Raw genomic sequence first — 25437 nt, 5'->3', positions numbered from 1 at the left:
AAGACTTCTGAGCGTGATCGGCGCGTCCGCCCGCCTCCTGCGGCTGCTGTCCCTGCTGTCGTCCCGGCCGTCCTGGACCTGCGGGGAACTGGCCGAGCGCATGGAGGTCACCGACCGTACGGTGCGTCGGGACATCGCCAGGCTCAGGGAACTCGGCTACACCGTCGACTCCGAGGCGGGGCCGTGGGGCGGTTACCGGCTCCGCGCCGGTTCCCGCGTGCCGCCGCTGATCCTGGACGACGAGGAAGCGCTGGCCGTGGCGGTGGGGCTCCGCGAGGCGGCGCTGAGCGACGCGCTCGGCGGCGACCAGGCGGCCCTGTCGGCACTGCTGAAGCTGCGGCAGGTGCTGCCACGCCGGATCGCGGATCGCCTCGGGGAACTGGACGACGCCTTCGTGCGCCTGCCCGGGGCCGACGGGGCGCAGATCAGGCCGGGCCTGCTGCTGGAGCTGGCGGTGGCCTGCCGGCGGGGCGAGCGCGCCCGGTTGTCGTACACCGACGGGGAGGGACGGGCCACGGTCCGGGACGTCGACCCGTACCGGCTCGTCCACACCGGGCGACGCTGGTACTTCGTGGCGCGGGACGTGTCCCGGGCCCAGTGGCGGACGTTCCGAGCCGACCGTGTCGACCGCCTCCAGCCCACCGGCCACCCGGCGGACCTCACCGACCCGCCCGACCCGGCGCTCCTGGTCTCCCGCAACATCGCGAACGGCCCCTACCCGCTGTCCGCGACCATCCGCCTGCCCCTCCCCCTGCACCAGGCGCTACGGCTCATCCCGGCAACGGTCGGCACCCACCGCCCCGACGGCCCGGACGCCACCCTCGTGGACATCGGCGGCCCCGACCCGGACGGCCTGGCCCGCTACCTCCTCGGCCTGGCGACCCCGCTGCGCGTCCTCGCTCCGGAGTCGGTACGGCAGGCCCTGATGCGCCGCACCCGGGAACTCCTCGACGCCCATAGGTGAGGGCACAGGGGCTCACCAGAGCCCGTTCTCCAGTTCTTCGAGGGACAGGTTCCACTGCGATTCCTCGTCGGCGAACGGTGTGGGATCGAAGGCGCCGACCACTTGCCTGAAACGTTCGGCGAGTTCCTCCGGGTCGACGTCGTTGTCGTGATCGACCTCCAGCTTTCGGAACTCGATGAGGCTGAAGAGCAGTGATTCGACGTCGCGGTGGAGGAGGATGTACTGCTCTTCACTCTCCGGGAAGGCGTACACCTTTCCGGATTCCGGGTCGAGGGCGATGAGGGAGGTGAAGAGGTAGCCCAGCACCCACCAGGTCCGGCTCTCCTCCGGACAGGAGAACCCGTAGTGATCGAAGCGGCTGCCGATGACGGTCGGGTCGAATCCCGGCTCGTACGGGTCCTCCGGATCCTCTTTCGACGTGAAGACTTCGGAGTGCGGAAGTCCCACCGAGCTGAGGAGGGTCAATGCGCGCGCGTCGCCGGATTCTCCGGCCGGGGATTGTGGAAAATAGACCACGTCGGCCAGTCCGTACGCGGCGATCATGTCGGTGGGGGTCACTGCAAAGTTCACGGATGCATCCTAGCGCGACACTATAGTCCGAGGGTCTTCTTCAGGCCGTTCAAATACTGAGTGTGTTGCTTGTTGGTGGTTTTTCCGGCTGCGTCGTAGTAATCCGCAACATGGGTTACCTTGAGATCCGATCCGAAATGGTAATCCAGCCAGCGAGCGCACACCGGGTTCTTTTTGCAGGGTTCCCGTTCTGTGAATATTTCCTCGAGTCTGTCCTTGTTTCCCGAGTGCAGGATGGGGAACCCTATCATGCGCTCGGAATGCCCCCGCTTGTTGCTGTAGCCGACGAGAATTGATTCCCGGCCGACCGCGTCGACATAGCGGCCTGCGGCATAGTTCGTTCCCCCGCCGTCGCTGCGGGCGACGCGAGCCGCCTGTGTGGCCCGCGCCAGATCGCTGGTAGAGGCGTCGATCTTCTGGGACTTCGCCCTGCCGGGATGCTTGCTCTCGGCATGGAATTCTGCTTTTGCTTTGGGTGTCTCCGGAATATAGAATTTTCCGTCGTCCCCCACGATTCCATGGAGGCGATTCCTGTCGTGATCGTCGAGGGTCGCGGTGCCGCCGTCGGCGTGGAGTCGCTGCACGGACCCGTCGGCGTTCAACAGGTATGTGCGCGTTTCGGCGTCCTCGCCGTCCTTCCACGTCTTGATCCGCTTGGCCCGCTGCCCGACCTCGTTGTCGTTGCCCTTGTGCAGCCGCGAGACCGCCTTCGCGCGGTTCGGGACCGTCTCGCTGACGTGTTTGCCGAGTTTGCCGAGGGCCTTCTCGCAGCCCTTCAGACCGCCGTGCAGCACCGAGTCGAAGGCCTGGGTGAAGGGGTCCTTGCCCTTGGTGCGGCCGAAGGCGCCCTTGGCGCGGCCGAGCGGGGCGGAGCTGTTCAGATGGAGTTCGCTGCCGTGGAAGGAGAGCTTGCCGGCTCCGCTCTCGAACTCCTCGTGATCGATGTGGAGGTCGCCGCCCGCGCCCGAACCGCCGGACGCGGAGGCCAGCTCCATGCCGGATCCGCCTCCCGCCGAGGCCAGCTGCATGCCGCCGTGCCCGTGGCCGTGTCCGCCGCCACCGCCGCTGCCGCCAGGGGCGGGCGGCAGGGAGAACGCGTCCTCCGCCAGGTTCAGGACCGCGTCCTCGATCATCGCCTCCAGCTTGGCGTTGACCGGCTCGGTGACCCGGGCGAGCAGCTCGTCGACGATCCGGTCGGCCGCTTCGTCGATGATTCGTTTCACCAGTTGCCGCATGGCCGCGGTCTCCGCCGCGCCGATGACGGCGGACAGGCCGCCGGTGAAGACGGCCAGGCCGACCGAGAGCCCCACTGAGCCCGCCATGATGGCGAGTTCGGCCTCGGCCTTGGTCTTCATGCCGAAGATGATGTCCGCGACGACGTCACAGGCGTCGGCGAACAGGCGGGCCAGTTCCGGGATCTTGTCCAGGTGGCCCGCCTTGACCTGGGACCAGTGGGACTGCATCGAGTGGACGGCCCAGCCCCGCGAGGAGGCCAGGATGGCCTCCACGGTCTTGTGCGCGTCCGCCCCGTGTCCCTCGAACTTGTCGGCGAAGTCCCGCATGGCGTCGGCCATCTCGCGGTAGTCGTCCTCGTCGACGTTCGGGAAGTTGATCCCGATGAAGTCCAGGACCTCGTCCAGCCAGCCCGGCAGTGTGTAGCCCATCCCCCGTGACGCCCCCTCATCCTCCTGATCATCGTATGAGCATGAAAACCCTAACGGGGGGCGGGTGTTGGAGGGCAAGGGTGTCTATGGGGTCTATGGCGGGACTGTGACAACGGGAGCTGATGACTTCAGGCAGGGCGCAGGCACACCAGCGTCTCGTCCGTGCCGACCAGGAGCGTTCCGGCGCCGGTCAGCGCCAGCGAGTGCACCGGGGCTCCGGGCCAGTACGTGCGGACCATGCCGTCCTCGTCCAAGGTGTGGTGTTCGACCAGGCCGTCCGCCCAACCGATGGCCAGCACCGGCCCGGCGTCCGTGGTCGTGGCCGCCAGCGCCGTCACCGGGCACGGTCGTGACCGGACGGGAGATGCGAGCGGCTCGGCTGCGGGGCTCCATGCCCGTACGGTTCCGTCGTCACCGCCGCTGTAGATCAGCGGGATTCCGGGTCCGTCCTCGGACACCGTAAGGCGCAGTGCCGCCAGGGCGGCTACCTCGCCCTCGTGCAGCCGGACCGCGAAGGAACTCGGCTCGGCGTCGGCCTCCGTGAAGGCGTGTACCCGGCCTGTGGCGTCGCCGATGGTGAGCAGTTCATCGGAGAATGCCAACGCCTTGGCCGATCCTGCCAGTCGGGCTCTCGCGGCCTCCAGCAGGCGGTCCAGGGGCGTCGGGCCGTCGTCCAGCAGCGCCGAGAGGCCCGTGGCTCTCGGTGCGGAAGGGCTGCGCCGGGTGTGCAGGTTGCCCTGTGCGTCCAGGACGAGGACGTCGCCCTCCGGCGTGGCGGCCACAGCGCGCGCCTGATGCACCGGCTCCGGCAGTCGGCCGAGCGGGGAGGCGTCCGTCTCGGCCAGCAGGCGGACCGTGCCCTGGTGATCCGCCACGATCAGCGCCCCGCGCGCCGACGACAGCGCACGTGCCGGTCCCGGCCACGGCGGGCGGACATCGCCGCGCACCCTGCGCCAGACGACCTGCCACGCGGACCCTGCGGCCAGGTCGGCAAGCCTCTCCGGAAGTCTCGGGTCGGCGTCGTCGCCCAGGGCCGCCTGGAGCACGACGGCCCGGTCCGCCGGCGTCTGTTCCCGGGTCAGGGACGCCCCCGCTCGCAGCCACGCCGCGCGCAGGCCGCCGTGACCGTCCCCGGAGCGCTCGTAGCGGATGGACACCTGCCACGGGTCCGCGGCGCAGACCGCGGCGGGATCGTCCAGGTCGATGTCGTCCGTGGGACCTTCGGGCGCCGTCTGACGGTCGGTCGGCCGGGTGGCCGCCCAGGTGGCGTACCGCTCAGGGTCCGTCCACTGCGCCTGGTCGAGGTCCATCACGGCCGAGTGGGCAGCCGAGAGGGTCTGGGCCTCGGTGGTGTCGCTGCGTGCCTCGACGATCAGGCGGACGTGGGTCGACTCCAGCAGCAGCAGCGCGAGTTCGGTGACATGTCCCGGGTCCTCCGCCGCGTGCAGCTCTGGCAGCACGATCACCGTACGGCGCTTGTCGGCCGCCAGCGCTGCCGCCAGCTCACCCGGAGTGCGCGCGGCCACCGACAGTTGCTCGGCCAGGGTCCAGGCGGCGGTCAGCGCGGTCTGGCCGGCGAGCGGGACGAAACCGTGCACCCGGCGTTCCCGCTGCACCCCCTCCCGCGTCCCGTGGGCGATCAGCCACGCCAGCAGGCCCGACTTGCCGCTTCCCGCGCTGCCGGTGACGACGCAGAGCCGCGGTGCTTCCGCATCCGCCAGCCACGCCAGCAGCGCTGCGGCGGCCGGTTCGCGTCCCGCCGCGGGGCGGGACCACTGCAGCTCGGTCACCGGCCACCCGCCTGCTTCGCGGTGTACGTGATCAACTCCTTGAGTCCTTCTTCGCGCGACTCCGCAGTGGCGCCGTAGTCGAAGCTGTGCGTGAACTCCGCGTGCGGGAAGGTGGCTTGCAGCCAGACCGCGCAGTAGTGGCCCGGCATCATGCACGGTTCCAGTTCGCAGTAGACGCGCCGGACGTTCTCCGGTGCGACTCCCTCGGCCCGCAGGCGCTGCCAGACCAGTTCCTCCGGGTGTGCGCGTCCCGGGCCCGTCGCGTCGGTGACGATCTGCTTGGCGCCCGTCGCGTCGATGTACTCGAACGCGGACGAGAACGGGAAGTTGAGGGTGTGCCGTACGTCGTCCAGCACCTTCGGCCACCAGCTCTCGCGGTCCTCGAAGGCGGCGGCGTCGATCTGCCGCAGCTCGGCGTTGAGTTCGCGGAACGCGGCGGCGGCCACCGGGAGGCTCGTGGAGGCGGCGATCACCGGCAGCCGTCGGTCCAGGGCCGTCAGGGAGGCGTTGAAGGCAGTGACGTCGGAGCTGACGAACATGTCGTCGTCCTCCTGCGTCAGGAAGACCGCCTGCACCGCGCCGTCCGGCCGCACGCACAGGTGGGCCAGCGGGTCCGTACCGATGCGCAGCCAGTTGTCCCGGCCGACGGGAGCGGGCAGTCCGGCGTGTCCGGCGGTCATGCCCAGGGTCAGTCCGTCGGTGTCGCCCGCCGCGGTGAAGTACGGCGTCACGTGCAGCGGGACCCCGGTGGTCGCCAGTACCTCGCGGGCCACGTCGGGCAGCTGTACCCCGTAGGAGCCGGGCACGGAGAAGCGGCGCATGCCGTTCTCGCCGAAGTGGGCCACGGACGGATCGGGGACGCGCTCGGGCATCGGGCTGCCTTTCGGTCTGTGGAGACGGGTGTCTCCACAGACCTTAAGGGGTGTGTGTCAGAGCTTCTCGGGCGTCCTGATGCCCAGCAGGGACATGCCCCGGTGCAGGGTGCGGGCCGTGACGTCGCACAGGAAGAGGCGGTTCTCCACCTGGGCCGGGGTCTCGGCCTTCAGGACCGGGCACTTGTCGTAGAACGTCGTGTACAGGGACGCCAGCTGGTACAGGTACGCCGCCAGCTTGTGCGGGGCATAGTCCGCCGCCGCCTCGGCCACCAGCTCCGCGAACGCGTCGGCGTGGAGGCCCAGCGCCCGCTCCGCGTCCGCCAGTTCCAGCTCCGGGTGCGCGGCCGGGCGGACCTCGCCGGCCTTGCGGAGGATGGACTGGATACGGGCGTACGCGTACTGGAGGTAGACGGACGTGTCGCCGTTCAGCGAGACCATCTGGTCCAGGTCGAACTTGTAGTCCCGGTTGGCCGACGTGGACAGGTCCGCGTACTTCACCGCGCCGATGCCCACCTGGGCGCCCCGCTCGGCGATCTCCTGCTCGGAGAGGTCCTGGGCCTTCTCCCGGACGACGGCCGACGCGCGGTCGATCGCCTCGTCGAGGAGGTCGACCAGGCGGACCGTCTCGCCCTCACGCGTCTTGAACGGCTTGCCGTCCTTGCCGAGGACCGTGCCGAAGGCCAGCTGGAACGCCGTGACGTCGTCGTTCAGCCAGCCGGCCCGGCGGGCGGTCTCGAAGACCATCTTGAAGTGCAGGGCCTGGCGGGCGTCCACCACGTACACCAGGGTGTTCGCCTTCAGGTTGAAGACGCGGTCGCGGATCGCGGAGAGGTCGGTGGCCGCGTAGCCGTAGCCACCGTCCGACTTCTGGACGATCAGCGGGACCTGGTTGCCGTCCGGGCCCTTGACGTCCTCGAAGAAGACGCAGAGGGCGCCCTCGGAGCGGACCGCGACGCCGGACTCCTCCAGCAGGCGGCAGGTCTCGGCCAGCATGTCGTTGTAGCCGGACTCGCCGACGATGTCGGGGTCCTGGATCTCCATGTCCAGCTTCTCGAAGACGGAGAAGAAGTAGATCTTCGACTCGTCGACGAACTTCTGCCACATGGCGAGGGTCTTCGGGTCGCCCGCCTGGAGGTCGACCACCCGGCGCCGGGCGCGCGTCTTGAACTCCTCGTCGGAGTCGAACTTCTTCCGCGCGGCCTTGTAGAGGCGGTCGAGGTTCGACATCGCCTCCTCACCGGTGACCTGGCCGCCCTTGTGGTCCAGCTCGTGCGGGTGCTCGTCCAGGTACTGGATGAGCATGCCGAACTGGGTGCCCCAGTCGCCGATGTGGTGGCGCCGGATCACGTTCTCGCCGGTGAACTCCAGGAGCTGCACCACCGAGTCGCCGATCACCGCCGACCGCAGGTGGCCTACGTGCATCTCCTTCGCCACGTTCGGCTGCGCGTAGTCGATCACCGTCGTGCCGGGCTCCGCGGCGAACGGTACGCCGAGGCGGCCCGTCTCGTCCGCGTACCGCGCGGCCAGGTTCGCGGTGATCGCCCGGTCCGCGATCGTGATGTTCAGGAAGCCGGGGCCGGAGACCTCGATCTCCTTGATCACGTCACCGGCGACGACCTGGGAGACGACCTGCGTGGCCAGCTCCCGCGGGTTCGCCTTCGCCTTCTTGGCGAGCGCCAGGATCCCGTTGGCCTGGAAGTCGGCCCGGTCGCTACGTCGCAGCAGCGGGTCCGCGCCGGCGGCCTCCGGCAGGGAAGCCGAGAGGGCAGACGCGAGCTGCTGCTGGACGGAATCGCTGAGGGACGTGACCGAGGCCATAGGAATGGGTGCCGTTCTCCTCGTGGGGATGGATAGTCCCAGCCAGTATCCCATGGGGGGCAAAGCCGTTTTCGCCGACGCAAGCCCGTCTGTGAGAATGGGGTGTCACCCCGTTCAGAAAGAAGGACGTGCCGATCGTGGCTCAGAGCACCGAGACCACCGACTGGGTCTCCCGTTTCGCGGATGAGGTCATCGAGGAGTCGGAGCGTCGGGCCCCGGGCAAACCTGTGGTCGTCGCGTCCGGCCTCTCCCCGTCCGGACCGATCCACCTGGGCAACCTGCGCGAGGTCATGACTCCGCACCTGGTCGCCGACGAGGTTCGCCGCCGCGGGCACCAGGTCCGCCACCTGATCTCCTGGGACGACTACGACCGGTACCGGAAGGTGCCGGCGGGCGTCGCGGGCGTCGACGAGTCGTGGGCCGAGCACATCGGCAAGCCGCTGACCTCCGTCCCGGCCCCGAAGGGCTCCGCGTACCCGAACTGGGCCGAGCACTTCAAGGCCGCGATGATCGAGTCGCTCGCCGAGCTGGGTGTCGAGTTCGACGGGATCAGCCAGACCGCGCAGTACACCTCCGGTGTCTACCGCGAGCAGATCCTGCACGCGATGAGGCACCGCGGCGACATCGACGCGATCCTCGCCCAGTACCGGACGAAGAAGGCTCCCGCCAAGAAGCAGCAGCAGAAGGCGGTGGACGAGGCCGAGCTGGAGGCCGAGGAGGGTTCGGGCGCCGCGTCCGAGGACGACGGCAGCTCCGGCTCCGCCGGGTACTTCCCGTACAAGCCGTTCTGCGGCAACTGCGAGAAGGACCTGACGACGGTCACCTCGTACGACGACGACAGCACCGAGCTGGCGTACACCTGCAACGAGTGCGGCTTCGCCGAGACCGTCCGGCTGAGCGAGTTCAACCGCGGCAAGCTGGTCTGGAAGGTCGACTGGCCGATGCGGTGGGCCTTCGAGGGTGTGATCTTCGAGCCGAGCGGTGTGGACCACTCGTCTCCGGGGTCCTCCTTCCAGGTGGGCGGGCAGATCGTCGGGATCTTCGGCGGCAAGCAGCCCATCGGGCCCATGTACGCCTTCGTGGGCATCAGCGGGATGGCCAAGATGTCGTCCTCGCGCGGTGGGGTGCCCACCCCCGCGGATGCTCTGAAGATCATGGAGCCGCAGATCCTGCGCTGGCTGTACGCCCGCCGTCGGCCCAACCAGTCCTTCAAGATCGCCTTCGACCAGGAGATCCAGCGGCTCTACGACGAGTGGGACAAGCTGGCGGGCAAGGTCGCCGACGGGTCCGCGCTGCCGGCCGACGTCGCCGCGTACACGCGGGCCGTGGGTACGGCCGCCGGTGAGCTGGTGAAGACGGAGCGTCCGCTGCCGTACCGCACGCTCGCCTCCGTCGCCGACATCACCGCCGGGCACGAGGACCAGGCGCTGCGGATCCTCTCCGAGCTGGACCCGGAGCAGCCGCTGTCCTCGCTGGACGAGGCGCGGCCGCGGTACGACCGGGCCGAGGCGTGGATCAACACCCACGTCCCCGCCGACCAGCGCACCATCGTCCGGGACGAGCCGGACGCCGAGCTGCTGAAGTCCCTCGACGAGGCGTCCCAGCAGTCGGTACGGCTGCTGCTCGACGGGCTCGCCGAGCACTGGTCGCTCGACGGTCTGACGCATCTCGTGTACGGCGTGCCCAAGGTGCAGGCCGGGTTCTCGGCCGACGCCACGCCCAAGGAGCTGCCGCCGGAGATCAAGACGGCCCAGCGGTCGTTCTTCGCGCTGCTGTACCACCTGCTGGTGGGGCGGGACACCGGGCCTCGGCTGCCTACGCTGCTGCTTGCGGTGGGGCAGGAGCGGGTGCGGGCCCTGCTCGGGGAGTAGGCCGCGTCATGCGAGGAGGGGCGTCCGGTGACACCGGACGCCCCTCCTCGCATGCGTTCACCGGCTCTGCGTGGAGATGTCACGGGTGGCTTCGAGGAGGGGCTCCGGTCGGACACCGTCCGTCGGCGTGGCGTCGGAGGGCTCTCCCTGCGACTGGACCGACATGACGACGACCACCTGGTAGTCGCCGGGGTGCTTGTCCACGTCGGACCATGTGGTGCCGGAGCAGAGGCTGTCGACCGTCAGGGTCTTGGTGTAGGGGCGCCGGCCGACGGGGTACAGGAGGGCCGCCCCGCCGTTCGGACCAGTGTCGGCGGCGGGCTTCTGGCGGCCGACGATGACGCCGTGCTTGAGCAGGAGGGCCGTGGGCGGGACATCGACGATCGGCAGACTGAGTGCCTCTGTTCGGTCGTGGGAGGTGATCTTGTAGGTGGTCCGCAGGGTGGAGCCTTGACGCCGCAGGGACGGGACGGTCAGTTGCAGGGACTCGTCGCGGCCGCTGACGCGGACCGGGGGTTCGATGGTGCCGCCGCAGGGCAGGGAGCGGTCCTGGAACTTCAGTGGCGGGGAGGTCGTGGTGGTCGGGGCGGGGTGGGCCGGATCACCGTTCACCGCGTCGGAATCAGCCCCGCATCCGGCGAGGGCGAGCAGCAGGACGGGGACGGCGGGCAGCAAGAGGCGACGCATGAGTTCCTCCATGAGGTGGTTGAGCGGTGCGAGCAGAGCGAGTGGAGAAAGAGAAGCCGGTCATGAGGTCTGCCGTTCAACCGGCCAGGGGGGCACGGGCGACGATCACTGAATCTGGGGCCCGAGTGCCGGCGGGGGCGGCCTTCTGGGTGACCAGGACGACGGCCACTTCGTAGCCGTCCTTCCACACCGAGCTCCAGGAGGTTCCCGCGCACGGTCGGCCCGGCACCGGCGCGAGACGGGCGCGGTGCGGACGGTCGGGGGTGATGATCACCCCGTGCGTGGTGTTCTCGGATGCCGGTCCGGACGGATCCTGACCGGCTACGACCCGGCCGTTCTTCAGGACGAGGATCCGTGGCCCGCCGGACAGGACCGACGGGGCGGTCGCGTCCACCGCGTAGGTGACCTGCGGGGCTCCGTCCCGTGCCGAGCGCACATCGGAGATGCGTACGGTCACGGCTCCCCGGCCGGTACTCGCCGGGATTCTCATGCCGCAGGTGTAACGAGGGACCCCTGGAGCTTTGCTACTCGTCGAGGAGGGCTGCTTGATCACCGAGTCCGCCGGTGACTTGATCTCCGGCGTCGAGACGGACGGCAGCGTGTTCAGCACCACCGCGGCGGCCACGGCCAGGCCCGCCCCGGCCACGGCGCTGTACCGGGCGAGCCTGCGCCGGCGCACCCGGGTCCGGACCCGCTCGGTGTCGATCTCCGGCAGCGGTGTGTGATGCGCGGCGGCCAGCAACTGTTCGCGCAGCTCCTCGGGCTTCATGTCTCCTGCCTTTCCCCCGCGGCGCGTTGTGCGGGTGGCCGCAACTGGGCGCCCAGCCGTGCCAGCGCGTCGCTCAGATGACGCTTGACCGTTCCCTCACCGCAGCCGAGTCGCGTCGCGATGTCCGTGGTGGACATGTCCTCGTAGTAACGGAGCACCACGCACGCCCGCTGCCTCGGCGACAGTCCGCGCATGGCGTCCACGAGGTCGATCCGGTGCAGGACGTCCGTGCTGTGGTCGGCGACCGGCTCCGCTGACACGAGCCGTGGAAGCGCGCGGATCCAACGGGTCCGACGCCGGTGCAGGTCCAGGTAGCGGTTGAGCATCGTGCGGCGCACGTATGCCTCCGCCTCCCCCAGTTCCCACGCACGGCGGGGCCGGGAGAAGACCCGTACCAGTGCCTCCTGAACCAGGTCGGCGGCCTCCGCACGGTTGCCGCACAGCAGGAAGCCGTACCGGTTCAGCTCCGCGCCGCGCTCCTGCGCCAGCTCGGACAGCAGCCTCGACCATTCGGCCACGTTCCCTCCGATCCCCTCACCCGGTATCACGAACAACTCCCCCGTCCGGTTGGGGCCTTGCGGCCAGGAAGTTCGACGGCCGCCGCGGACGGTGCGGCGCGGGATGCCGCCCACGCGCGCGAGGGGCACCACAGGCTCCGGGTGGAAGCTCTGTGGTGCCCCTCGCGGCGGTGCCGGGTTACTGGTGCGGGTTCAGCTTCAGGCCGAAGCTGTGGAGGATGTCAGTGGCCTCCGTCCACTCGATCTCCCCCGGACCGTCGCCGGCGGAGACGATTCCGCGCGCCTGGCGGCGGCGGCTGTCGTTGACCACGAACACGAGGCCACCGGAGTCGCCCTCGGTGCCGCAGTAGGACCCGTTGCCCTGGACGCCTCGCACGTTGTGGAGGGAGCCGTCGGCCCACTGGATCCTGTACCGGTAGTCGTCGTTGGAGGTCGTGATGTCGCAGGGGACACCCTTGTGGTTGTAGAACGAGCGGGCGCCGTCCTGGCAGACCCTCTGTCCCTTGTAGGAGTAGGCGACGTTGTTGACGGCGTACCACTTGCCGGTGGGCGTGTCGGCCTCGTCCGAGTTGAAGCCCTTGCCGTTGTAGAGGCCGCTGTCGATGAGCTGGGCGTCCCAGCCGTCCTTGGTGCTGGTCACCTTGCCGAAGTACTTGCCGTGGCTGCCGGTCCAGTGGCCGGGGGTCGAGCCGCCCTCACCGTAGACGCCCGCGCCGTTGGGGAAGCAGTGGGCGGCGGTGATGAGGTAGTCGCGTCCGTGGGAGTTCTCGGCGGCGATGCCGCCGGTGCACTGGGCGACATAGCCGGACTTGCGGGCGTTGCCGACGAGGACGTCGCCGCCGATCTGCGGACGGGAGTCGTTCCAGCGCCAGGAGGACGCCGTCTTGATCTTGCCGTGCACGTAGGTGACGGGGATGCCGTCCAGCCGGGTGCCCTGAGCAGCCTTGACTCGCCGCAGTGCGCTCGGCTTGACCTCGACGGTGATGCCGGAGCCGTCGGCCTTCGGCGTCGCGCCGTAGTACACCTCCTTCGAGGCGTCCTTGACGGCGCCCAGAGGGAAGATCTTGTCGATCTCCCGGTCGAGCGTCTTCCTGCTGTAAGCGGCGTGCTGAACGCGAATCAGCGCGGTGTTGATCGCCGGGTGGGCGTGCTTGGCGGCGGCGACCAGCTTCGCGGCCCGAGTGTTGTCGGTGGCGAGGAGGGTGACGGAACCGCCGTTCTCGTCGACGTGCAGGTCGCTGTAGGTGTCGGCGAACGCCCCGCGGCCCTGCTCGCCGAGGGCGTTGGCGACGGCGTTCAGCGGTGCGACCTTCTTGGCGTGTGCGAGGAGCGCGGCGTCGGTGCTGGTGGCTCGCTGTCCGTCGTTGGCCTCGGCCGTCGGCGTCACGGTGACGGCGAGCAAAGCACCTAACGCTGACGCGGTGGCCAGCGCCAGGAATTTGGTACCCGAAGCGGGCATGAGAATCCCCCTGAAAGACATGAATTTCCCCGTGTGACCAAACGGTCGATCGTCATCGAAACCCAGAGTCGATCGTGCGTCAAGGGGAATATTTCGAACCCATGTGGTGCGTCCGGATTTTATGGATCCGGATGTGCGCAGGGGGTGGAAAAGCGGAATGATTGAATCATGAAATTTCGGCGGCCGCGCCTCTGTGGATCTGTATCATTGCAGGTCAGTTGGGTACTTGAGTGCTCGCGGAATTGTCGATTCCTTGGATGCGGCCCTGTCATCGGTGAAAAGATTTATGTTCAAACTTTCCAGTGAAGGGTTTCTCCTGGTACTCGGAACATTGATACTTTCCGTACCCTTTGAGGTAAATAAAGAGCAAAAGTAAATGGTTCGAATCTCGACTGGCGGTCCCCTATTGTCGGCTCGTCCTGTCCGTTCACCCGCTGAGGGAGCGCACCGAGTGAAGAGCCGAATGACGTTACGCAAATCACATGGACACCGTGCCGGTCGGCGCGGTGCTCTTCTCATGGCCGCCGGAGCGATCGCCGGCCTGGTCTCGACGTCGGGTGTCGTCGGCACGGCCGGTGCCGCGGACGCTCGCCCGGTGTCCTCGCCCGCAACGCCCGGCACGTCGCCTTCTGCGCAGGCGGAGCCCCGTTGGACCGCCGCGGCGGCGCAGCGGTTCTGGACCGACCGGCGCATGGCCGAGGCGAAGCCGCTTCCCGACGACCGGCGCCCGGCGCCGGCGGAGGCCCCGTCTCCGGACGCGGGAAGGCCCCTGTCACAGCGTGCCGGGGTCGGCCCGGGGAGCTCGCACTTCGGCGGGCTGCCGATGATCGGGCGGATGTATGTGCAGAGGGGCAGCGGCTCCTACTTCTGCACCGCGAGCGTGATCAACAGCCCGCACCACAACATCGTGCTGACCGCGGGCCATTGCCTGGACTCCAGAGCCGGGACCGGTTCCCTGGCGTTCGTGCCGCAGTGGACCGCGGCCAGGCCGCGACCGCATGGGATCTTCCCGGTCGACACCGACTCCAGAGGGCGCAGCCAGGTCTGGATCGATCAGCGCTACTACGACCGCGGGCACACGAAGGGCGCGCCGTGGGACGTGGCGTTCGTACGGCTCGGGGCGCGCAGCGACGGCAAGCGGGTGCAGGACGTCGTGGGCGGCAACGCCCTTGTCACCGGGCGCGGTTACGCGTTTCCCCGAGTCAGGCTGATCGGCTATCCGAGCACGGACCGGCAGCCTCTGACCTGCACCAACTCCACGACGCGGTTCACGCCGACCGACGGCACGCCCGGCTCGTACCTCCGGATCGCCTGCGACGACTACCGGTCGGGCACCAGTGGCGGCCCGTTCCTGGCGAACTTCAACACGCACACCGGCAGGGGCGACGTGGTCGGGAGCATAGGCGGTTGGAAGACAGGTGGGCCGACCGCCGACGTCTCCTACAGCCCGTACTTCGCCTCCGACATCCGGCGTCTGTACGACGCGGCCGTGGCCGGCGCCCCGCCCGCCCGGCCCGGAGTGCTGTCGCAGTGATGCCGCAGCAAGATCGGACGGGGAGGGAACTGCGGCGGATCGAGCCCGATCACACCGGATGCCCCCTCCCCGTACGCGTCACGCGATGTGGTCGTCCTGCAGTTCCGCCGTGTGGCGGTTGGTGAAGCGGTTGACCATGCGTTCCGCTTCGCGCTGCGGCAGGGAGGTGCCGAACGTCGCCTCCACGTCACCGCGGAACTGGCCGGCGGTGGGGTAGCTGCCGTCTATGGACTGGAGGAAGACCCGGTAGAAGGCCTCCTCGTCGGGTTCCGGCGGGCCGCCGCCCTCGCCCAGCTCTCGGGTGCGGTTCGCGGTCACCGGGATGGGGAAGCTACCCGTGTCCTCCGGGGAGGGCTGCTGGAACTGCTCCACGGGCTGTTCCTCGTACCAGTCCCCGTACTGCTCCTCGGGGATGTACTGGGGGTCCGGGGGCGGGACGAAGGTGGGGTCGTAGCCGCCGTGGTAGTCCACTTCGCGTGGAGCCTGGAACCAGGGGCTCTCTTCGTCCGGGATGTTTTCCGGTTCCCCGGTGCGCTGGCTGGGCAGTTGGGGGCGCTGCTCGCTGGGAGGTGCCGCTGCGCCCACCTGTGCCGCCCCAGCGGCACGATTGCCCGCAGCTACCGGCGGTAGATCCGCTGCTGCCGGAGGTATGAGCGCCGGCTCTATGCCCGCCGCTGCCAGACCAGCAGGTGCGGTCTCCGCCAGAGGCACGCCGTACCGCGCCAGGCGCAGGGGCATCAGGGACTCCACCGGGGCCTTGCGGCGCCAGGCTCGGCCGAAGCGGGCGTGGAGCCTCGCCTGGTAGACGAGACGTTCCTGCTCCAGCTTGATGACCTGGTCGTAGGAGCGCAGCTCCCACAGCTTCATGCGGCGCCAGAGGAGGAAGGTCGGGACCGGGGAGAGGAGCCAGCGGGTGAGGCGGACGCCCTCCATGTGCTTGTCGGCCGTGATGTCGGCGATGCGGCCGATCGCGTGCCGGGCCGCCTCGACGGCGACCACGAACAGGACCGGGATCACCGCGTGCATGCCCACGCCCAGCGGGTCCGGCCAGGCGGCGGCGCCGTTGAAGGCGATGGTCGCCGCCGTCAGCAGCCAGGCCGTCTGGCGCAGGAGCGGGAACGGGATGCGGATCCAGGTCAGCAGCAGGTCCAGGGCGAGCAGGACACAGATGCCCGCGTCGATTCCGACCGGGAAGACGTAGGAGAAGTTCCCGAAGCCCTTTTTGATGGCCAGTGCACGGACGGCGGCGTAGGAACCGGCGAAGCCGATACCGGCGATGATCAACGCGCCGGCGACGACCACGCCGATGAGTATCCGGTGCATCCGAGTCAGCTGCATTGGCGCGGCCACTCGTACTCCCCTCCCCTTGCGTGTTGTTGCGCGCAACAGAGTGGCATACGCGTGCGACGAACGTGACGCCGGTCAGTTCTTCGCGGTGGCCGACTTGGACGGAGATGCGCTGGAGGAGGGCGACTTCGACGCCGCCTTGGAGGGGGAAGAAGAGGGCTTCGTGGAGGAACTGCCCGCAGAACCTTCACCGTTGGCGGCCGAGATCGCCGCGACCGCCTCCTTGACGGCCTTCTCCGCCGCCTTGGCAAGATCGTCGGCGTTCGGCGTCTTCTCGCCCGCGAGACCGGCGCCGTTGTAGTCGAGCGTGATGACCACGTTCTCGACCCGGGCGACCACGGTCTGCTGCTTGAAGGCGCCCTCCTTCTTCTTCAGGTCGTAGCGCACGGCCGTCGCCTCGGCGCCCGCTCCCGCGACCGGCTGCGACTTGGTGTTCTTCGCCCCGGACACGCTCTGCGCGTCGCTGACCTGCTGGGTGTAGTACGTGTGCGCCTGCTTGTCGCCCGGACCGCGGCTCGCGTCCGAGTCGAAGCGCAGCAGGGAGACGTTCAGCCAGCGGAACTGGGAGCCCTTGGTGCCGTTGTTGTCCAGGCTGCTCCAGGAGCAGGAGGAACGGGTGGTGGTGTCGTCGGAGGTGCCCTCCTTGCCCGACTTGGCGCCCTTCGGCACCAGATCGGTCAGGGTGTTCTTCGACAGCACCGCGCACGGCTCGGGAAGCTTCTTGTACGCGGCCGCCTGCACGGTCGGGGACGCGCTCGCCGAGGGCTGCTGCGTGGAGCCGCTGCTCGCGCTCTGCTGGGCGCCTGCGCCGCCCTTGTCCTTGGAGTCGCCGCTGTCCGAGGAGCAGGCGGCGGTGATCAGGACCGCGGGAACGGCTGCCGCGCAGACAAGAGCGCGGCGCAGGCGCTTGGCGCGCTGGTCTCGGGCACGGTCGTCTCGCTGGGCTGCTCGCTGCATGGTTCCTTCACTCGTGACGCTCGGTGTTCGTGCGGGTTCCTGCGGGGCCACGGTACGCGGTGAAGGAGCTGTGCGGTTTCCGTTCCCGCGCTTTGCGGGTGGCGGCACACCGGGCCTCGGCGGGGGTCAGCCGCCCAGCGCGTCGGCCAGTTGAGAGGCCAGATCACGGGCCCTGTCCTGCATTTCCTTGCTGTCCGGGACCGTTCCGGTGGCCGTCGGCTGCTCCTCGTACTCGATGGTGACGACGACGTTGGACGTGCGGAACACCACAGTCACCGTGCGCGGTTCGGCGGTCGAGCCGGAGCTGCCCAGCTGGTCGTCCAGATACGCCTCGTCACCGAGATCGGACAGCACCCGGGGCTGGAGGTCGGTCGGAGTGGCCTCGGGGGAGGTCTCCGTGCCGGAGGGGGACGCCTCGTCGCTCGCGGTGGCCGTGGGCGTGGGCGTGCCGGTGGTGGACGAGGTGGCGGAGGAGCTGGGGGTGGCGCTGCTCGGCTCGGGCAGGTCGGCGGCCGTCTCCTTCTCCTGGAACAGCTTCTGCGCCTGGGCGTCGTCGCTGACCGCGTTGTCGTACGACACCACGCGCTCGAAGTCGACCGAGAGGCGGTCGGTGGCGTCGGCGGACTCCACCTTCCAGCGGCAGCCGACCTTGCGGTCGGTGTTGTAGGTGAGCGTGGCATCGCCCTGGTACGCCTTGTCCCGCTGCTCGGGGTCGGTGAGCTGCTTGATGCCGGGCAGCAGCGAGTCGAGGGTGTCGTGGTCGACCACGCCGCACGGCTCGGGGAGCGTGCGGTACTTGCCGGGCTGGGCCGCCACCGTCGCCGTACCGGTGTCGCCGGGGTTGGCGTTGTCGGTGGGGCTGTCGCCGCCGGAACCGCTCGTGCAGCCGGCCAGCAGTGCCGCGAGGAGGGCGGCGGTGCCGGTTACGTACGCCTTCCGCTGCACGGTCGGGCTCCTCTCGACGGTGTGCGTTCGTTCGGTGGTCCAGTGTCCCCGCTGGTTAATCGCTTGCCGCAGCGGGGCGCTCCCTGGACACAATGTGTATCGCACGCACTGCCGTGGACGCCGGTCCCTTGTCCCTTTTCATAGACCTTGGCGCCGCTTTTGCGTTTTGATGCTTTTAAGCCATTTGTTGTTTTGTCGGGGGAATGAGGAACGTCATGTCGTACGTGGAGATGCCGGGCGCGAAGGTCCCGATCCGGATGTGGACGGACCCCGCGACGGTGGAGGACGTGGCCCTGCGCCAGCTGCAGAACGTGGCCACCCTGCCGTGGATCAAGGGCCTGGCCGTGATGCCGGACGTGCACTTCGGAAAGGGCGCGACGGTCGGGTCGGTCATCGCCATGCAGGGCGCGGTATGCCCTGCCGCGGTGGGGGTGGACATCGGCTGCGGGATGTCGGCGGTGAAGACGTCGCTGACCGTCAACGACCTGCCGGGGGATCTGTCGCGGCTGCGGTCGAAGATCGAGCAGGCGATCCCGGTCGGGCGCGGGATGCACGACGACCCCGCGGACCCGGGGCAGTTCCACGGGCTGGCGACGGCCGGGTGGGACGACTTCTGGAAGCGGTTCCACGGTGTCGCCGAGGCGGTGCACTTCCGTGAGGAGCGGGCCACCAAGCAGATGGGCACGCTGGGTTCGGGCAACCACTTCATCGAGGTCTGCACGGACACCACCGGTGCCGTCTGGCTGATGCTGCACTCCGGTTCGCGGAACATCGGCAAGGAACTCGCCGAGCACCACATCGGCGTGGCCCAGAGGCTCCCGCACAACCAGGGCCTGGTCGACCGCGACCTCGCCGTCTTCGTCGCGGACACCCCGCAGATGGCGGACTACCGGCACGACCTGTTCTGGGCGCAGGAGTACGCCAAGTACAACCGCATGCTCATGATGGCGCTCCTGAAGGACGTCATCCGCAAGGAGTTCAAGAAGGCCAAGCCGACCTTCGAGCAGGAGATCTCCTGCCACCACAACTACGTGGCGGAGGAGCGGTACGAGGGCATGGACCTGCTGGTCACCCGTAAGGGCGCGATCCGGGCCGGCTCCGGCGACTACGGGATCATCCCGGGCTCGATGGGCACGGGCTCGTACATCGTGAAGGGCCTCGGGAACGAGAAGGCCTTCAACTCGGCCTCGCACGGCGCGGGTCGGCGGATGAGCCGCAACGCGGCCAAGCGGCGCTTCTCGACCAAGGACCTGGAGGACCAGACCCGGGGCGTGGAGTGCCGCAAGGACTCCGGCGTCGTGGACGAGATCCCCGGTGCCTACAAGTCGATCGACCAGGTCATCGACCAGCAGCGGGACCTGGTGGAGGTCGTGGCCAAGCTCAAGCAGGTGGTGTGCGTGAAGGGCTGACGGCAACCTCGGGTGCCGTCAGCCCCGATCACTCACTTCGCGTGGCGTACCGCGTAGATCATCACGAACGCGATGACGTGGATGCCGAAGAGGAAGTAGCCCAGGAAGTACCAGACCTGGCGTTCGTTCTTGGTCTCCTGGGCCAGGCGGCGCTTCTCCAGGGAGTCCTCGTCCGGCATCACAGCTCCCGGTGCACCTTGGTGTTGGAGGCCTGGGCGCGGGGGCGCAGGACCAGGAGGTCCACGTTGACATGGCTGGGGCGGGTGACCGCCCAGGTGATCGTCTCGGCCACGTCGTCGGCGGTGAGGGGCTCGGCCACGCCCTGGTAGACCTTCTCCGCCCGCTCCGTGTCGCCGCCGAAGCGGGTCAGCGCGAACTCGTCCGTCTTGACCATGCCGGGGGCGATCTCGATCACCCGGACCGGCAGGCCGACGATCTCCAGGCGCAGCGTCTCGGCGAGGACGTGCGCGCCGTGCTTGGCGGCCACATAGCCGCCGCCGCCCTCGTAGGTGCCGTGGCCCGCCGTGGAGGACACCACGACCACCACGCCGTCGCCGCTCGCCTCCAGCTTCGGGAGCAGGGCCTGCGTGAGGTTCAGGGTGCCGAGGACGTTCGTCTCGTACATCGTGCGCCAGTCGGCCGGGTCGCCGGTGGCCACCGGGTCCGCGCCCAGGGCTCCGCCGGCGTTGTTGACCAGCACGCCGATCGTCTGGAAGGCCGTGGCGAACTCGTCGACGGCCGCGCGGTCCGTCACGTCCAGCTGGTAGGCCGTCGCCGCGTGGCCGGCCGCGTTGATCTCCTTCGCCAGTGCCTCGATGCGGTCCACGCGGCGGGCCGTGAGGACGACGCGGTATCCGGCCTCGGCGAGCTGCCGGGCCGTGGCGGCGCCGATGCCGCTGCTCGCACCCGTGACGACGGCGATGCGGGAGGCTGCGGACGGGGCGGCGGGGGCCATGGGCTGCTCCTGGGAGAGAGAAGGGTCGGCGCCCCTCCAGCGTAGGCGAGGGTCAGGCGCCGTTCCTTGGGGCCCACATGATCACGGCCATGCCGGCCAGGCAGATCAGGGCTCCGGTGATGTCCCAGCGGTCGGGCCGGAAGCCGTCGGCGACCACGCCCCACAGGAGCGAGCCGGCCACGAAGATCCCGCCGTACGCGGCCAGGATGCGGCCGAAGTGCGCGTCCGGCTGGAAGGTGGCGACGAAACCGTAGGCGCCCAGGGCCAGGACCCCGCCGGTCATCCACAGCCAGCCGCGGTGTTCGCGTACGCCCTGCCAGACCAGCCAGGCGCCGCCGATCTCGAACAGCGCGGCGACGACGAACAGGGCGGCGGAGCGGAGGATCGACATGCGGGCAGCTTCGCACGCGGGTGTGGTGTCACCTGTTGGAGGGCGGTGGACGACCGGCTGGCGTGGCATACATCCGTACGGCATACGGGACGCGGTCCGAGTGACGAGGTCTGAGGCGAGGTGGTGTGCGGATGAGGTCGTGGGTGCTGGGTGCGTGTGGTGCCGTACTGGTGGCCGCGGGTGTGGCCGGGCCGGCCGGGGCCGCTGCCGCGCCCGAGGCCGATCTGTCCTTTCACGGGAGTGCCGTCATGGACGGGGACCGGGTGGAGGTCCGGGTCAGTCCGCACAACGACGGGCCCGAGGCCGTGTCGGGCGCGAGTGTGCAGCTGCGCTGGTCGGTGCCGCTCGCCGAGGAGCAGCAGCTGCCGGACGGGTGTGCGCGGACGGACGAGCGGACGGTGGTGTGCGGCACCGGGGCGCTGGCCCCGGGCGAGTCCGGGGAGCAGCTCGGGGTGACCGTGCGGCTCGCCGAGGAGCCGTCGGAGGTCACGCTGGAGGTGGACACCGCCTGGAACGGTGGCGCGGTCGACAAGGACCGCTCGAACGACCAGCTGAAGGTCCTCGTCCTCGACACCGGGGACGCGTACGCCTTCTGAGGTGCCCGGACCGTCGTACGATCTCTGCACCACGCAGGCGAAGGGGAGTGCGGCATGGCCGGGAACGGGACCGGGCGGTCCAGGCTACTGGCGGAGCTGGGCGTGGTGTCCCGGCGGTACATGGCGTCGTACGCCCTGTTCAACCAGGCCGTGGCCGACCGGATCGGGCTGCACCCCACCGACCTGCAGTGCCTGAACCTGCTCACGCTGGAGGTGGAGCCGGTCACCACGGGCCGGGTCGCGGAGCTGACGGGGCTGACGACCGGGTCGGCCACCCGGCTGGTGGACCGGCTGGAGCGGGCGGGGTACGTCGTACGGCAGCGGGACGACACGGACCGGCGGCGGGTGCTGGTGGCGACCGTGCCGGAGAAGATCGCCGAGTTCGGGCGGATGTGGGACGCGCTGGCCGGTGACTGGTCCCGGATCTTCGACGAGCTGGACGACGCCGAACTGGCCGTGATCATCCGGCACATGGAGCGGACCGTGGAGTTCGGCGGGGAGCAGATCGCCCGGTTGCGGGAGCAGCGCTAGACGTTCTCCGCGTCGTACTGCTCGCGGGCCTCCTGTACCTCGTCGAAGTGGGTCTCCGCCCACTGCTTCACCGCGGTCAGCAGGCCGGCGAGGCTGCGGCCGAGCGGGGTGAGTGCGTAGTCGACCCGGACCGGGACGGACGGGGTGACCGTGCGGGAGACGATGCCGTCGCGTTCCAGGGTGCGCAGGGTCTGGGTGAGCATCTTGGGGCTGACGCCGGCGATCTTGCGGCCGATGTCGCTGTAGCGCATGGGGTCGGGGGACAGGGCGGCGACGACGAGGCTGACCCATTTGTCGCTGAGCCTGCCGAGGAGGTGGTTGGTGGGGCAGGCGGCGAGGAAGGCGTCGTAGTCGATACGGGCCTGCTCGCGCCGCTGGGCTGCGGTTGTGGTCGCCATGGCTCTCCTCCGGGTCCCCTACGCACTCTCAGGTAACTACTTACCGATGGATAGTAGCTCTCCTAGGGTTGGTGCTGCGGCCGGGAAATTGCCGCGAAGTACATCAAATGCCTTGTAATCGGGGAGAGTTGACATGCGTGCTGCTGTGGTGACGACGTTCGGTGGTCCGGAGGCCGTGGAGATCGTGGACGTGGCGGTGCCGGAGCCGGGGGCCGGGCAGGTGCGGATCAAGGTGGCGGCCAGTGCCGTGAACCCCGTGGACCTGGCCGTGCGGGCCGGTCTCTTCGGCGGCGCGGGCCGGACGCTGGGGCTCGGCTGGGACGTGGCCGGGACGGTGGACGCGGTGGGGGTGGCCGCGGCCTGGCAGGTGGGTGACGAGGTGGTGGCCCTCGCGGGCGGCGTGGCCGATCCGCTGGGCGCGCACGCCGAGTACGTCGTCGTGGCGACGGACGCCGTGGCCAAGGCCCCGGCCACGGTGGACGCGGTGCACGCCGGCACCCTGCCGCTGAACGCGCTGACCGCCGTCCAGGCCCTCGACCTGCTGGAACTGGAGCCGGGCGGGTCGCTGCTGGTGACCGGTGCGGCGGGCGCGGTGGGCGGGTTCGCGGTGCAGCTGGCCGCGCACCGGGGGATCGCGGTGACCGGGCAGGCCCGGGCGGCCGACGAGGAGCTGGTGAGGTCCCTGGGGGCCGCGGACTTCACGCCCGAGGGGGTCGCGCCGGGGAGCGTGGACGCGGTGCTGGACGCGGCGATGCTCGGCGAGCCGGCGCTGGAGTGGGTCCGCGACGGGGGTGCCTTCGTCAGCGCCCGGCCCGGCCAGCAGCCCGCCCCGGTCCGCGGGGTGCGGACCACGTCCGTGGCGGTGAGCGCCGACGGGGCCCGCCTGGCGGAGCTGGTCCGGCTGGTGGACGAAGGGGTGCTGAGCCTTCGGGTGGCTGAGACGTTCGGCCTGGAGGAGGCGGTGAAGGCGCACGTGCGGCTGGCCGAGGGCGGGGTGCGCGGACGGCTGGTGCTGGTGCCGTAGCGGGGGCCTCCTGGGGCGCGGGCGGTGCGGCTCGGGGCCTGTGTCGACGGGGTGCGGCTGGTGGACGAAGGGGTGCTGAGCCTCCCCGGCCTCTAGGGTGCGGGCATGAAGATCATTGAGCTGGAGCCGGGGGATCCGCGGCTCGGGGCCGAGGTGCTGCCTGTGCTGCGGGAGCTGCGTCCGCATCTGACCGAGGAGCTGTTCGCCCGGGTGTATGCGGAGGGGAGTCCGCAGGGGCTGCGGTTCTCCGCCGCGTACGACGAGGACGGGGCCTGTGTGGGGGTGGCCGGCTGGCGGGTGCTGGTCAACACCGTCTCGCTGCGTCAGCTCTACGTCGACGACCTGGTGACCAGCCCGGCCGCCCGGTCCGGCGGAGTCGGCCGGGCACTCCTCGGACACCTGGAGGAGCGCGGCCGGGCGCTCGGCTGTCATGAGCTGAACCTCGACTCGGGCACCCAGCGCACCGCCGCTCACCGCTTCTACCTGCGGGAACGGATGGAGATCGGGGCCTTCCACTTCGTGAAGCCGCTGTAGGGGGGAGGCGTAGGGAAGGGGGGAATAGCTCGGACCCAGGCGCCGTTCCAGGGGTATAGTTGAACAGTCAACAACCTGGAGGGTGAGCGACCATGCAGTTCGGGATCTTCACGGTCGGCGACGTCACGCCGGACCCCACCACGGGGCGTACGCCGACCGAGCGCGAGCGGATCAAGGCCATGGTCGCCATCGCGCTCAAGGCCGAGGAGGTCGGGCTCGACGTGTTCGCCACCGGCGAGCACCACAACCCGCCCTTCGTGCCGTCCTCGCCGACCACGATGCTCGGCTACATAGCCGCGAAGACGGAGAAGCTGATCCTCTCCACGTCCACGACCCTCATCACCACCAACGACCCGGTGAAGATCGCGGAGGACTTCGCGATGCTCCAGCACCTGGCCGACGGGCGGATGGACCTGATGATGGGGCGCGGCAACACCGGGCCGGTGTACCCGTGGTTCGGGCAGGACATCCGGCAGGGCATCAACCTGGCCATCGAGAACTACGCCCTGCTCCACCGGCTGTGGCGCGAGGACGTCGTCGACTGGAAGGGGAAGTTCCGGAGCCCGCTGCAGGGGTTCACGTCGACACCGCGGCCCCTGGACGGCGTACCGCCGTTCGTCTGGCACGGCTCCATCCGCTCCCCGGAGATCGCCGAGCAGGCCGCGTACTACGGCGACGGCTTCTTCCACAACAACATCTTCTGGCCCGCCGACCACACCAAGCAGATGGTCGAGCTGTACCGGACCCGCTACGCCCACTACGGGCACGGCACGCCGGAGCAGGCGATCGTCGGGCTCGGCGGCCAGGTGTTCATGCGCCGCAACTCGCAGGACGCGGTGCGTGAGTTCCGGCCGTACTTCGACAACGCGCCGGTCTACGGGCACGGGCCGTCGCTGGAGGACTTCACCGAGCAGACCCCGCTGACCGTGGGCTCCCCGCAGCAGGTGATCGAGAAGACGCTGAGCTTCCGCGAGTACGCCGGCGACTACCAGCGTCAGCTGTTCCTGATGGACCACGCGGGGCTGCCGCTCAAGACCGTGCTGGAGCAGCTCGACATGCTGGGCGAGGAGGTCGTACCGGTGCTGCGCAAGGAGTTCGCGAACGGCCGCCCGGCGAACGTGCCGGAGGCTCCCACCCACGCTTCCCTGCTCGCCAAGAACGAGGTGACCACCGTATGAAGCTCGTCGTCGTCTCGGCGGGGCTGAGCGTCCCGTCCTCCAGCCGGCTGCTGGCCGACCGGCTGGCCGCCGCCGTGGACCGTCACACGCCGGTGGAGATCCAGGTGGTCGAGCTGCGCGACCTCGCGGTCGAGATCGCGCACAACTTCACCAACGGTTTCCCGGGCCGCGCCCTGGCCGCCGCGCTGGACGCGGTGACGGAGGCGGACGGGCTGATCGTGGTCACGCCGGTGTTCACCGCGTCTTACAGCGGGCTGTTCAAGTCGTTCTTCGACGTGCTGGACAAGGACGCCCTGGCGGGCAAGCCGGTGCTGATCGCGGCGACCGGCGGTACGGCGCGGCACTCCCTGGTGCTGGAGCACGCGCTCCGTCCGCTCTTCGCCTACCTGCGGGCCGTGGTCGTGCCCACCGCCGTGTACGCCGCCTCGGAGGACTGGGGCGCGGAGGGCCTGCCCGAGCGGACCGAGAAGGCCGCGGGGGAGCTGGCCGCCCTGATGCAGGGGCTGTCGGCGGCCCGGCCGGCCAAGGACGACAGCGCCGTGGTGCCCTTCGCGGAGCAGCTGGCGCGACTGAGCGCCTGACGGTGAAAAGACGGTAGGCCTCCGGTCGAGGTTGCCCCTGTGACGGTGAGAGCCGGGTAAAAAGGGTGATCG

At 69.6% G+C, this 25437-nt stretch carries 26 protein-coding genes; 10 read left to right on the top strand and 16 right to left on the bottom strand.

Going from position 1 to position 25437, the window contains the following annotated elements; genetic code table 11:
* Positions 1 to 13 precede the first annotated feature (13 nt).
* Entirely contained in the window at positions 14 to 964 is a 951-nt protein-coding gene (locus tag CRP49_RS10230) for a YafY family protein (protein ID WP_097253098.1), read from the top strand.
* 12 nt (positions 965 to 976) lie between these two features.
* On the opposite strand, the gene CRP49_RS10225 is transcribed toward CRP49_RS10230, so the two are convergent.
* From CRP49_RS10225 to argS, 5 genes are all read right to left on the bottom strand, one after another.
* On the bottom strand, positions 977 to 1534 hold the full coding sequence (locus tag CRP49_RS10225) for an SUKH-4 family immunity protein (RefSeq protein ID WP_257033356.1): 558 nt from the start codon (positions 1532 to 1534) through the stop codon (positions 977 to 979).
* 20 nt (positions 1535 to 1554) lie between these two features.
* Positions 1555 to 3198 carry a nucleic acid/nucleotide deaminase domain-containing protein gene (locus tag CRP49_RS49085; RefSeq protein ID WP_101374237.1) on the bottom strand — a complete coding sequence of 548 codons (1644 nt, stop codon included), beginning with the start codon at positions 3196 to 3198 and terminating at the stop codon, positions 1555 to 1557.
* 128 nt (positions 3199 to 3326) lie between these two features.
* A complete protein-coding gene (locus CRP49_RS10215; RefSeq protein WP_097253096.1) occupies positions 3327 to 4988 on the bottom strand; it encodes a hypothetical protein in 1662 nt (553 codons plus the stop codon).
* Entirely contained in the window at positions 4985 to 5860 is an 876-nt protein-coding gene (locus CRP49_RS10210; protein ID WP_097253095.1) for a nucleic acid/nucleotide deaminase domain-containing protein, read from the bottom strand. The genes CRP49_RS10215 and CRP49_RS10210 overlap by 4 nt, the downstream gene beginning before the upstream one ends.
* Positions 5861 to 5917: 57 nt before the next feature.
* Positions 5918 to 7681, bottom strand: a complete 1764-nt coding sequence (gene argS, locus CRP49_RS10205; RefSeq protein WP_097253094.1) for an arginine--tRNA ligase — start codon at positions 7679 to 7681, stop codon at positions 5918 to 5920.
* 128 nt (positions 7682 to 7809) lie between these two features.
* Between argS and lysS the strand changes: the two genes are divergently transcribed.
* Positions 7810 to 9552, top strand: coding sequence for a lysine--tRNA ligase (gene lysS, locus CRP49_RS10200; RefSeq protein ID WP_097253093.1), 1743 nt, complete (start codon positions 7810 to 7812; stop codon positions 9550 to 9552).
* A gap of 57 nt (positions 9553 to 9609) precedes the next feature.
* Here lysS and CRP49_RS10195 read toward each other — a convergent pair whose 3' ends face one another.
* The 4 genes from CRP49_RS10195 to CRP49_RS10180 all read right to left on the bottom strand — a co-directional run bounded on the left by CRP49_RS10195 (position 9610) and on the right by CRP49_RS10180 (position 12985).
* Positions 9610 to 10239 carry a hypothetical protein gene (locus CRP49_RS10195; protein ID WP_097253092.1) on the bottom strand — a complete coding sequence of 210 codons (630 nt, stop codon included), beginning with the start codon at positions 10237 to 10239 and terminating at the stop codon, positions 9610 to 9612.
* Positions 10240 to 10315: 76 nt separating this feature from the next.
* Positions 10316 to 11008, bottom strand: a complete 693-nt coding sequence (locus tag CRP49_RS10190) for a hypothetical protein (RefSeq protein ID WP_097253091.1) — start codon at positions 11006 to 11008, stop codon at positions 10316 to 10318.
* Positions 11005 to 11526, bottom strand: a complete 522-nt coding sequence (locus CRP49_RS10185) for a sigma-70 family RNA polymerase sigma factor (RefSeq protein WP_097257284.1) — start codon at positions 11524 to 11526, stop codon at positions 11005 to 11007. The genes CRP49_RS10190 and CRP49_RS10185 overlap by 4 nt, the downstream gene beginning before the upstream one ends.
* A gap of 178 nt (positions 11527 to 11704) precedes the next feature.
* Positions 11705 to 12985 carry a hypothetical protein gene (locus tag CRP49_RS10180; protein ID WP_143669977.1) on the bottom strand — a complete coding sequence of 427 codons (1281 nt, stop codon included), beginning with the start codon at positions 12983 to 12985 and terminating at the stop codon, positions 11705 to 11707.
* A gap of 517 nt (positions 12986 to 13502) precedes the next feature.
* Between CRP49_RS10180 and CRP49_RS10175 the strand changes: the two genes are divergently transcribed.
* Positions 13503 to 14519, top strand: coding sequence for a serine protease (locus tag CRP49_RS10175; protein WP_097253089.1), 1017 nt, complete (start codon positions 13503 to 13505; stop codon positions 14517 to 14519).
* A 78-nt stretch (positions 14520 to 14597) separates the two neighbouring features.
* On the opposite strand, the gene CRP49_RS10170 is transcribed toward CRP49_RS10175, so the two are convergent.
* The 3 genes from CRP49_RS10170 to CRP49_RS10160 all read right to left on the bottom strand — a co-directional run bounded on the left by CRP49_RS10170 (position 14598) and on the right by CRP49_RS10160 (position 17768).
* On the bottom strand, positions 14598 to 15842 hold the full coding sequence (locus CRP49_RS10170; RefSeq protein WP_257033355.1) for a DUF2637 domain-containing protein: 1245 nt from the start codon (positions 15840 to 15842) through the stop codon (positions 14598 to 14600).
* 99 nt (positions 15843 to 15941) lie between these two features.
* The gene (locus tag CRP49_RS10165; RefSeq protein WP_107487109.1) at positions 15942 to 16823 is read right to left on the bottom strand and encodes a DUF3558 domain-containing protein; all 882 of its coding nucleotides are present in this window, start codon (positions 16821 to 16823) and stop codon (positions 15942 to 15944) included.
* A 126-nt stretch (positions 16824 to 16949) separates the two neighbouring features.
* Positions 16950 to 17768, bottom strand: coding sequence for a hypothetical protein (locus CRP49_RS10160; protein WP_097253088.1), 819 nt, complete (start codon positions 17766 to 17768; stop codon positions 16950 to 16952).
* 215 nt (positions 17769 to 17983) lie between these two features.
* On the opposite strand from CRP49_RS10160, the gene CRP49_RS10155 reads away from it, so the two are divergent.
* Positions 17984 to 19177 carry an RtcB family protein gene (locus CRP49_RS10155; RefSeq protein ID WP_097253087.1) on the top strand — a complete coding sequence of 398 codons (1194 nt, stop codon included), beginning with the start codon at positions 17984 to 17986 and terminating at the stop codon, positions 19175 to 19177.
* Positions 19178 to 19209: 32 nt separating this feature from the next.
* Here the strand turns inward: CRP49_RS10155 and CRP49_RS46770 are convergent, their stop codons facing one another.
* Genes CRP49_RS46770 through CRP49_RS10145 form a run of 3 tightly spaced genes read right to left on the bottom strand, consistent with a single transcriptional unit; the run spans position 19210 to position 20523 of the window.
* Positions 19210 to 19356: a hypothetical protein gene (locus CRP49_RS46770; RefSeq protein ID WP_179851563.1), complete on the bottom strand. Its 147-nt coding sequence runs from the start codon at positions 19354 to 19356 to the stop codon at positions 19210 to 19212.
* Positions 19356 to 20132 carry an SDR family NAD(P)-dependent oxidoreductase gene (locus CRP49_RS10150; protein WP_094215683.1) on the bottom strand — a complete coding sequence of 259 codons (777 nt, stop codon included), beginning with the start codon at positions 20130 to 20132 and terminating at the stop codon, positions 19356 to 19358. The genes CRP49_RS46770 and CRP49_RS10150 overlap by 1 nt, the downstream gene beginning before the upstream one ends.
* Positions 20133 to 20184: 52 nt before the next feature.
* The gene (locus tag CRP49_RS10145) at positions 20185 to 20523 is read right to left on the bottom strand and encodes a YnfA family protein (protein ID WP_097253086.1); all 339 of its coding nucleotides are present in this window, start codon (positions 20521 to 20523) and stop codon (positions 20185 to 20187) included.
* Between the two features lie 131 nt (positions 20524 to 20654).
* Between CRP49_RS10145 and CRP49_RS10140 the strand changes: the two genes are divergently transcribed.
* Complete coding sequence (locus CRP49_RS10140) at positions 20655 to 21119, top strand: hypothetical protein (RefSeq protein WP_097253085.1); 465 nt, start codon at positions 20655 to 20657, stop codon at positions 21117 to 21119.
* 54 nt (positions 21120 to 21173) lie between these two features.
* Positions 21174 to 21650, top strand: a complete 477-nt coding sequence (locus tag CRP49_RS10135; RefSeq protein ID WP_097253084.1) for a MarR family winged helix-turn-helix transcriptional regulator — start codon at positions 21174 to 21176, stop codon at positions 21648 to 21650.
* On the opposite strand, the gene CRP49_RS10130 is transcribed toward CRP49_RS10135, so the two are convergent.
* Positions 21647 to 22048: a helix-turn-helix domain-containing protein gene (locus CRP49_RS10130; RefSeq protein WP_097253083.1), complete on the bottom strand. Its 402-nt coding sequence runs from the start codon at positions 22046 to 22048 to the stop codon at positions 21647 to 21649. The two genes, CRP49_RS10135 and CRP49_RS10130, sit on opposite strands and share 4 nt — an antisense overlap.
* 133 nt (positions 22049 to 22181) lie before the next feature.
* Here CRP49_RS10130 and CRP49_RS10125 point away from each other — a divergent pair, with 133 nt between their 5' ends.
* The 4 genes from CRP49_RS10125 (at position 22182) to CRP49_RS10110 (ending at position 25365) form a co-directional block, all read left to right on the top strand.
* Positions 22182 to 23072 (top strand): NADP-dependent oxidoreductase, encoded by an 891-nt coding sequence (locus CRP49_RS10125; RefSeq protein ID WP_097253082.1) that lies wholly within the window; start codon positions 22182 to 22184, stop codon positions 23070 to 23072.
* 105 nt (positions 23073 to 23177) lie between these two features.
* Positions 23178 to 23606: a GNAT family N-acetyltransferase gene (locus CRP49_RS10120; RefSeq protein ID WP_097253081.1), complete on the top strand. Its 429-nt coding sequence runs from the start codon at positions 23178 to 23180 to the stop codon at positions 23604 to 23606.
* A gap of 92 nt (positions 23607 to 23698) precedes the next feature.
* Positions 23699 to 24784: an LLM class flavin-dependent oxidoreductase gene (locus CRP49_RS10115; RefSeq protein WP_097253080.1), complete on the top strand. Its 1086-nt coding sequence runs from the start codon at positions 23699 to 23701 to the stop codon at positions 24782 to 24784.
* Positions 24781 to 25365, top strand: a complete 585-nt coding sequence (locus CRP49_RS10110) for an FMN reductase (RefSeq protein WP_097253079.1) — start codon at positions 24781 to 24783, stop codon at positions 25363 to 25365. The genes CRP49_RS10115 and CRP49_RS10110 overlap by 4 nt, the downstream gene beginning before the upstream one ends.
* The last annotated feature ends 72 nt before the right edge of the window (positions 25366 to 25437 follow it).

The organism is Streptomyces sp. Ag109_G2-15, from assembly GCF_900215565.1.
In the GTDB taxonomy this organism is placed as follows: Bacteria; Actinomycetota; Actinomycetes; order Streptomycetales; family Streptomycetaceae; genus Streptomyces; species Streptomyces diastatochromogenes.
The sequence above is the reverse complement of the archived record's forward strand: the minus strand, read 5'-3'. Positions and strand labels throughout refer to the sequence as shown.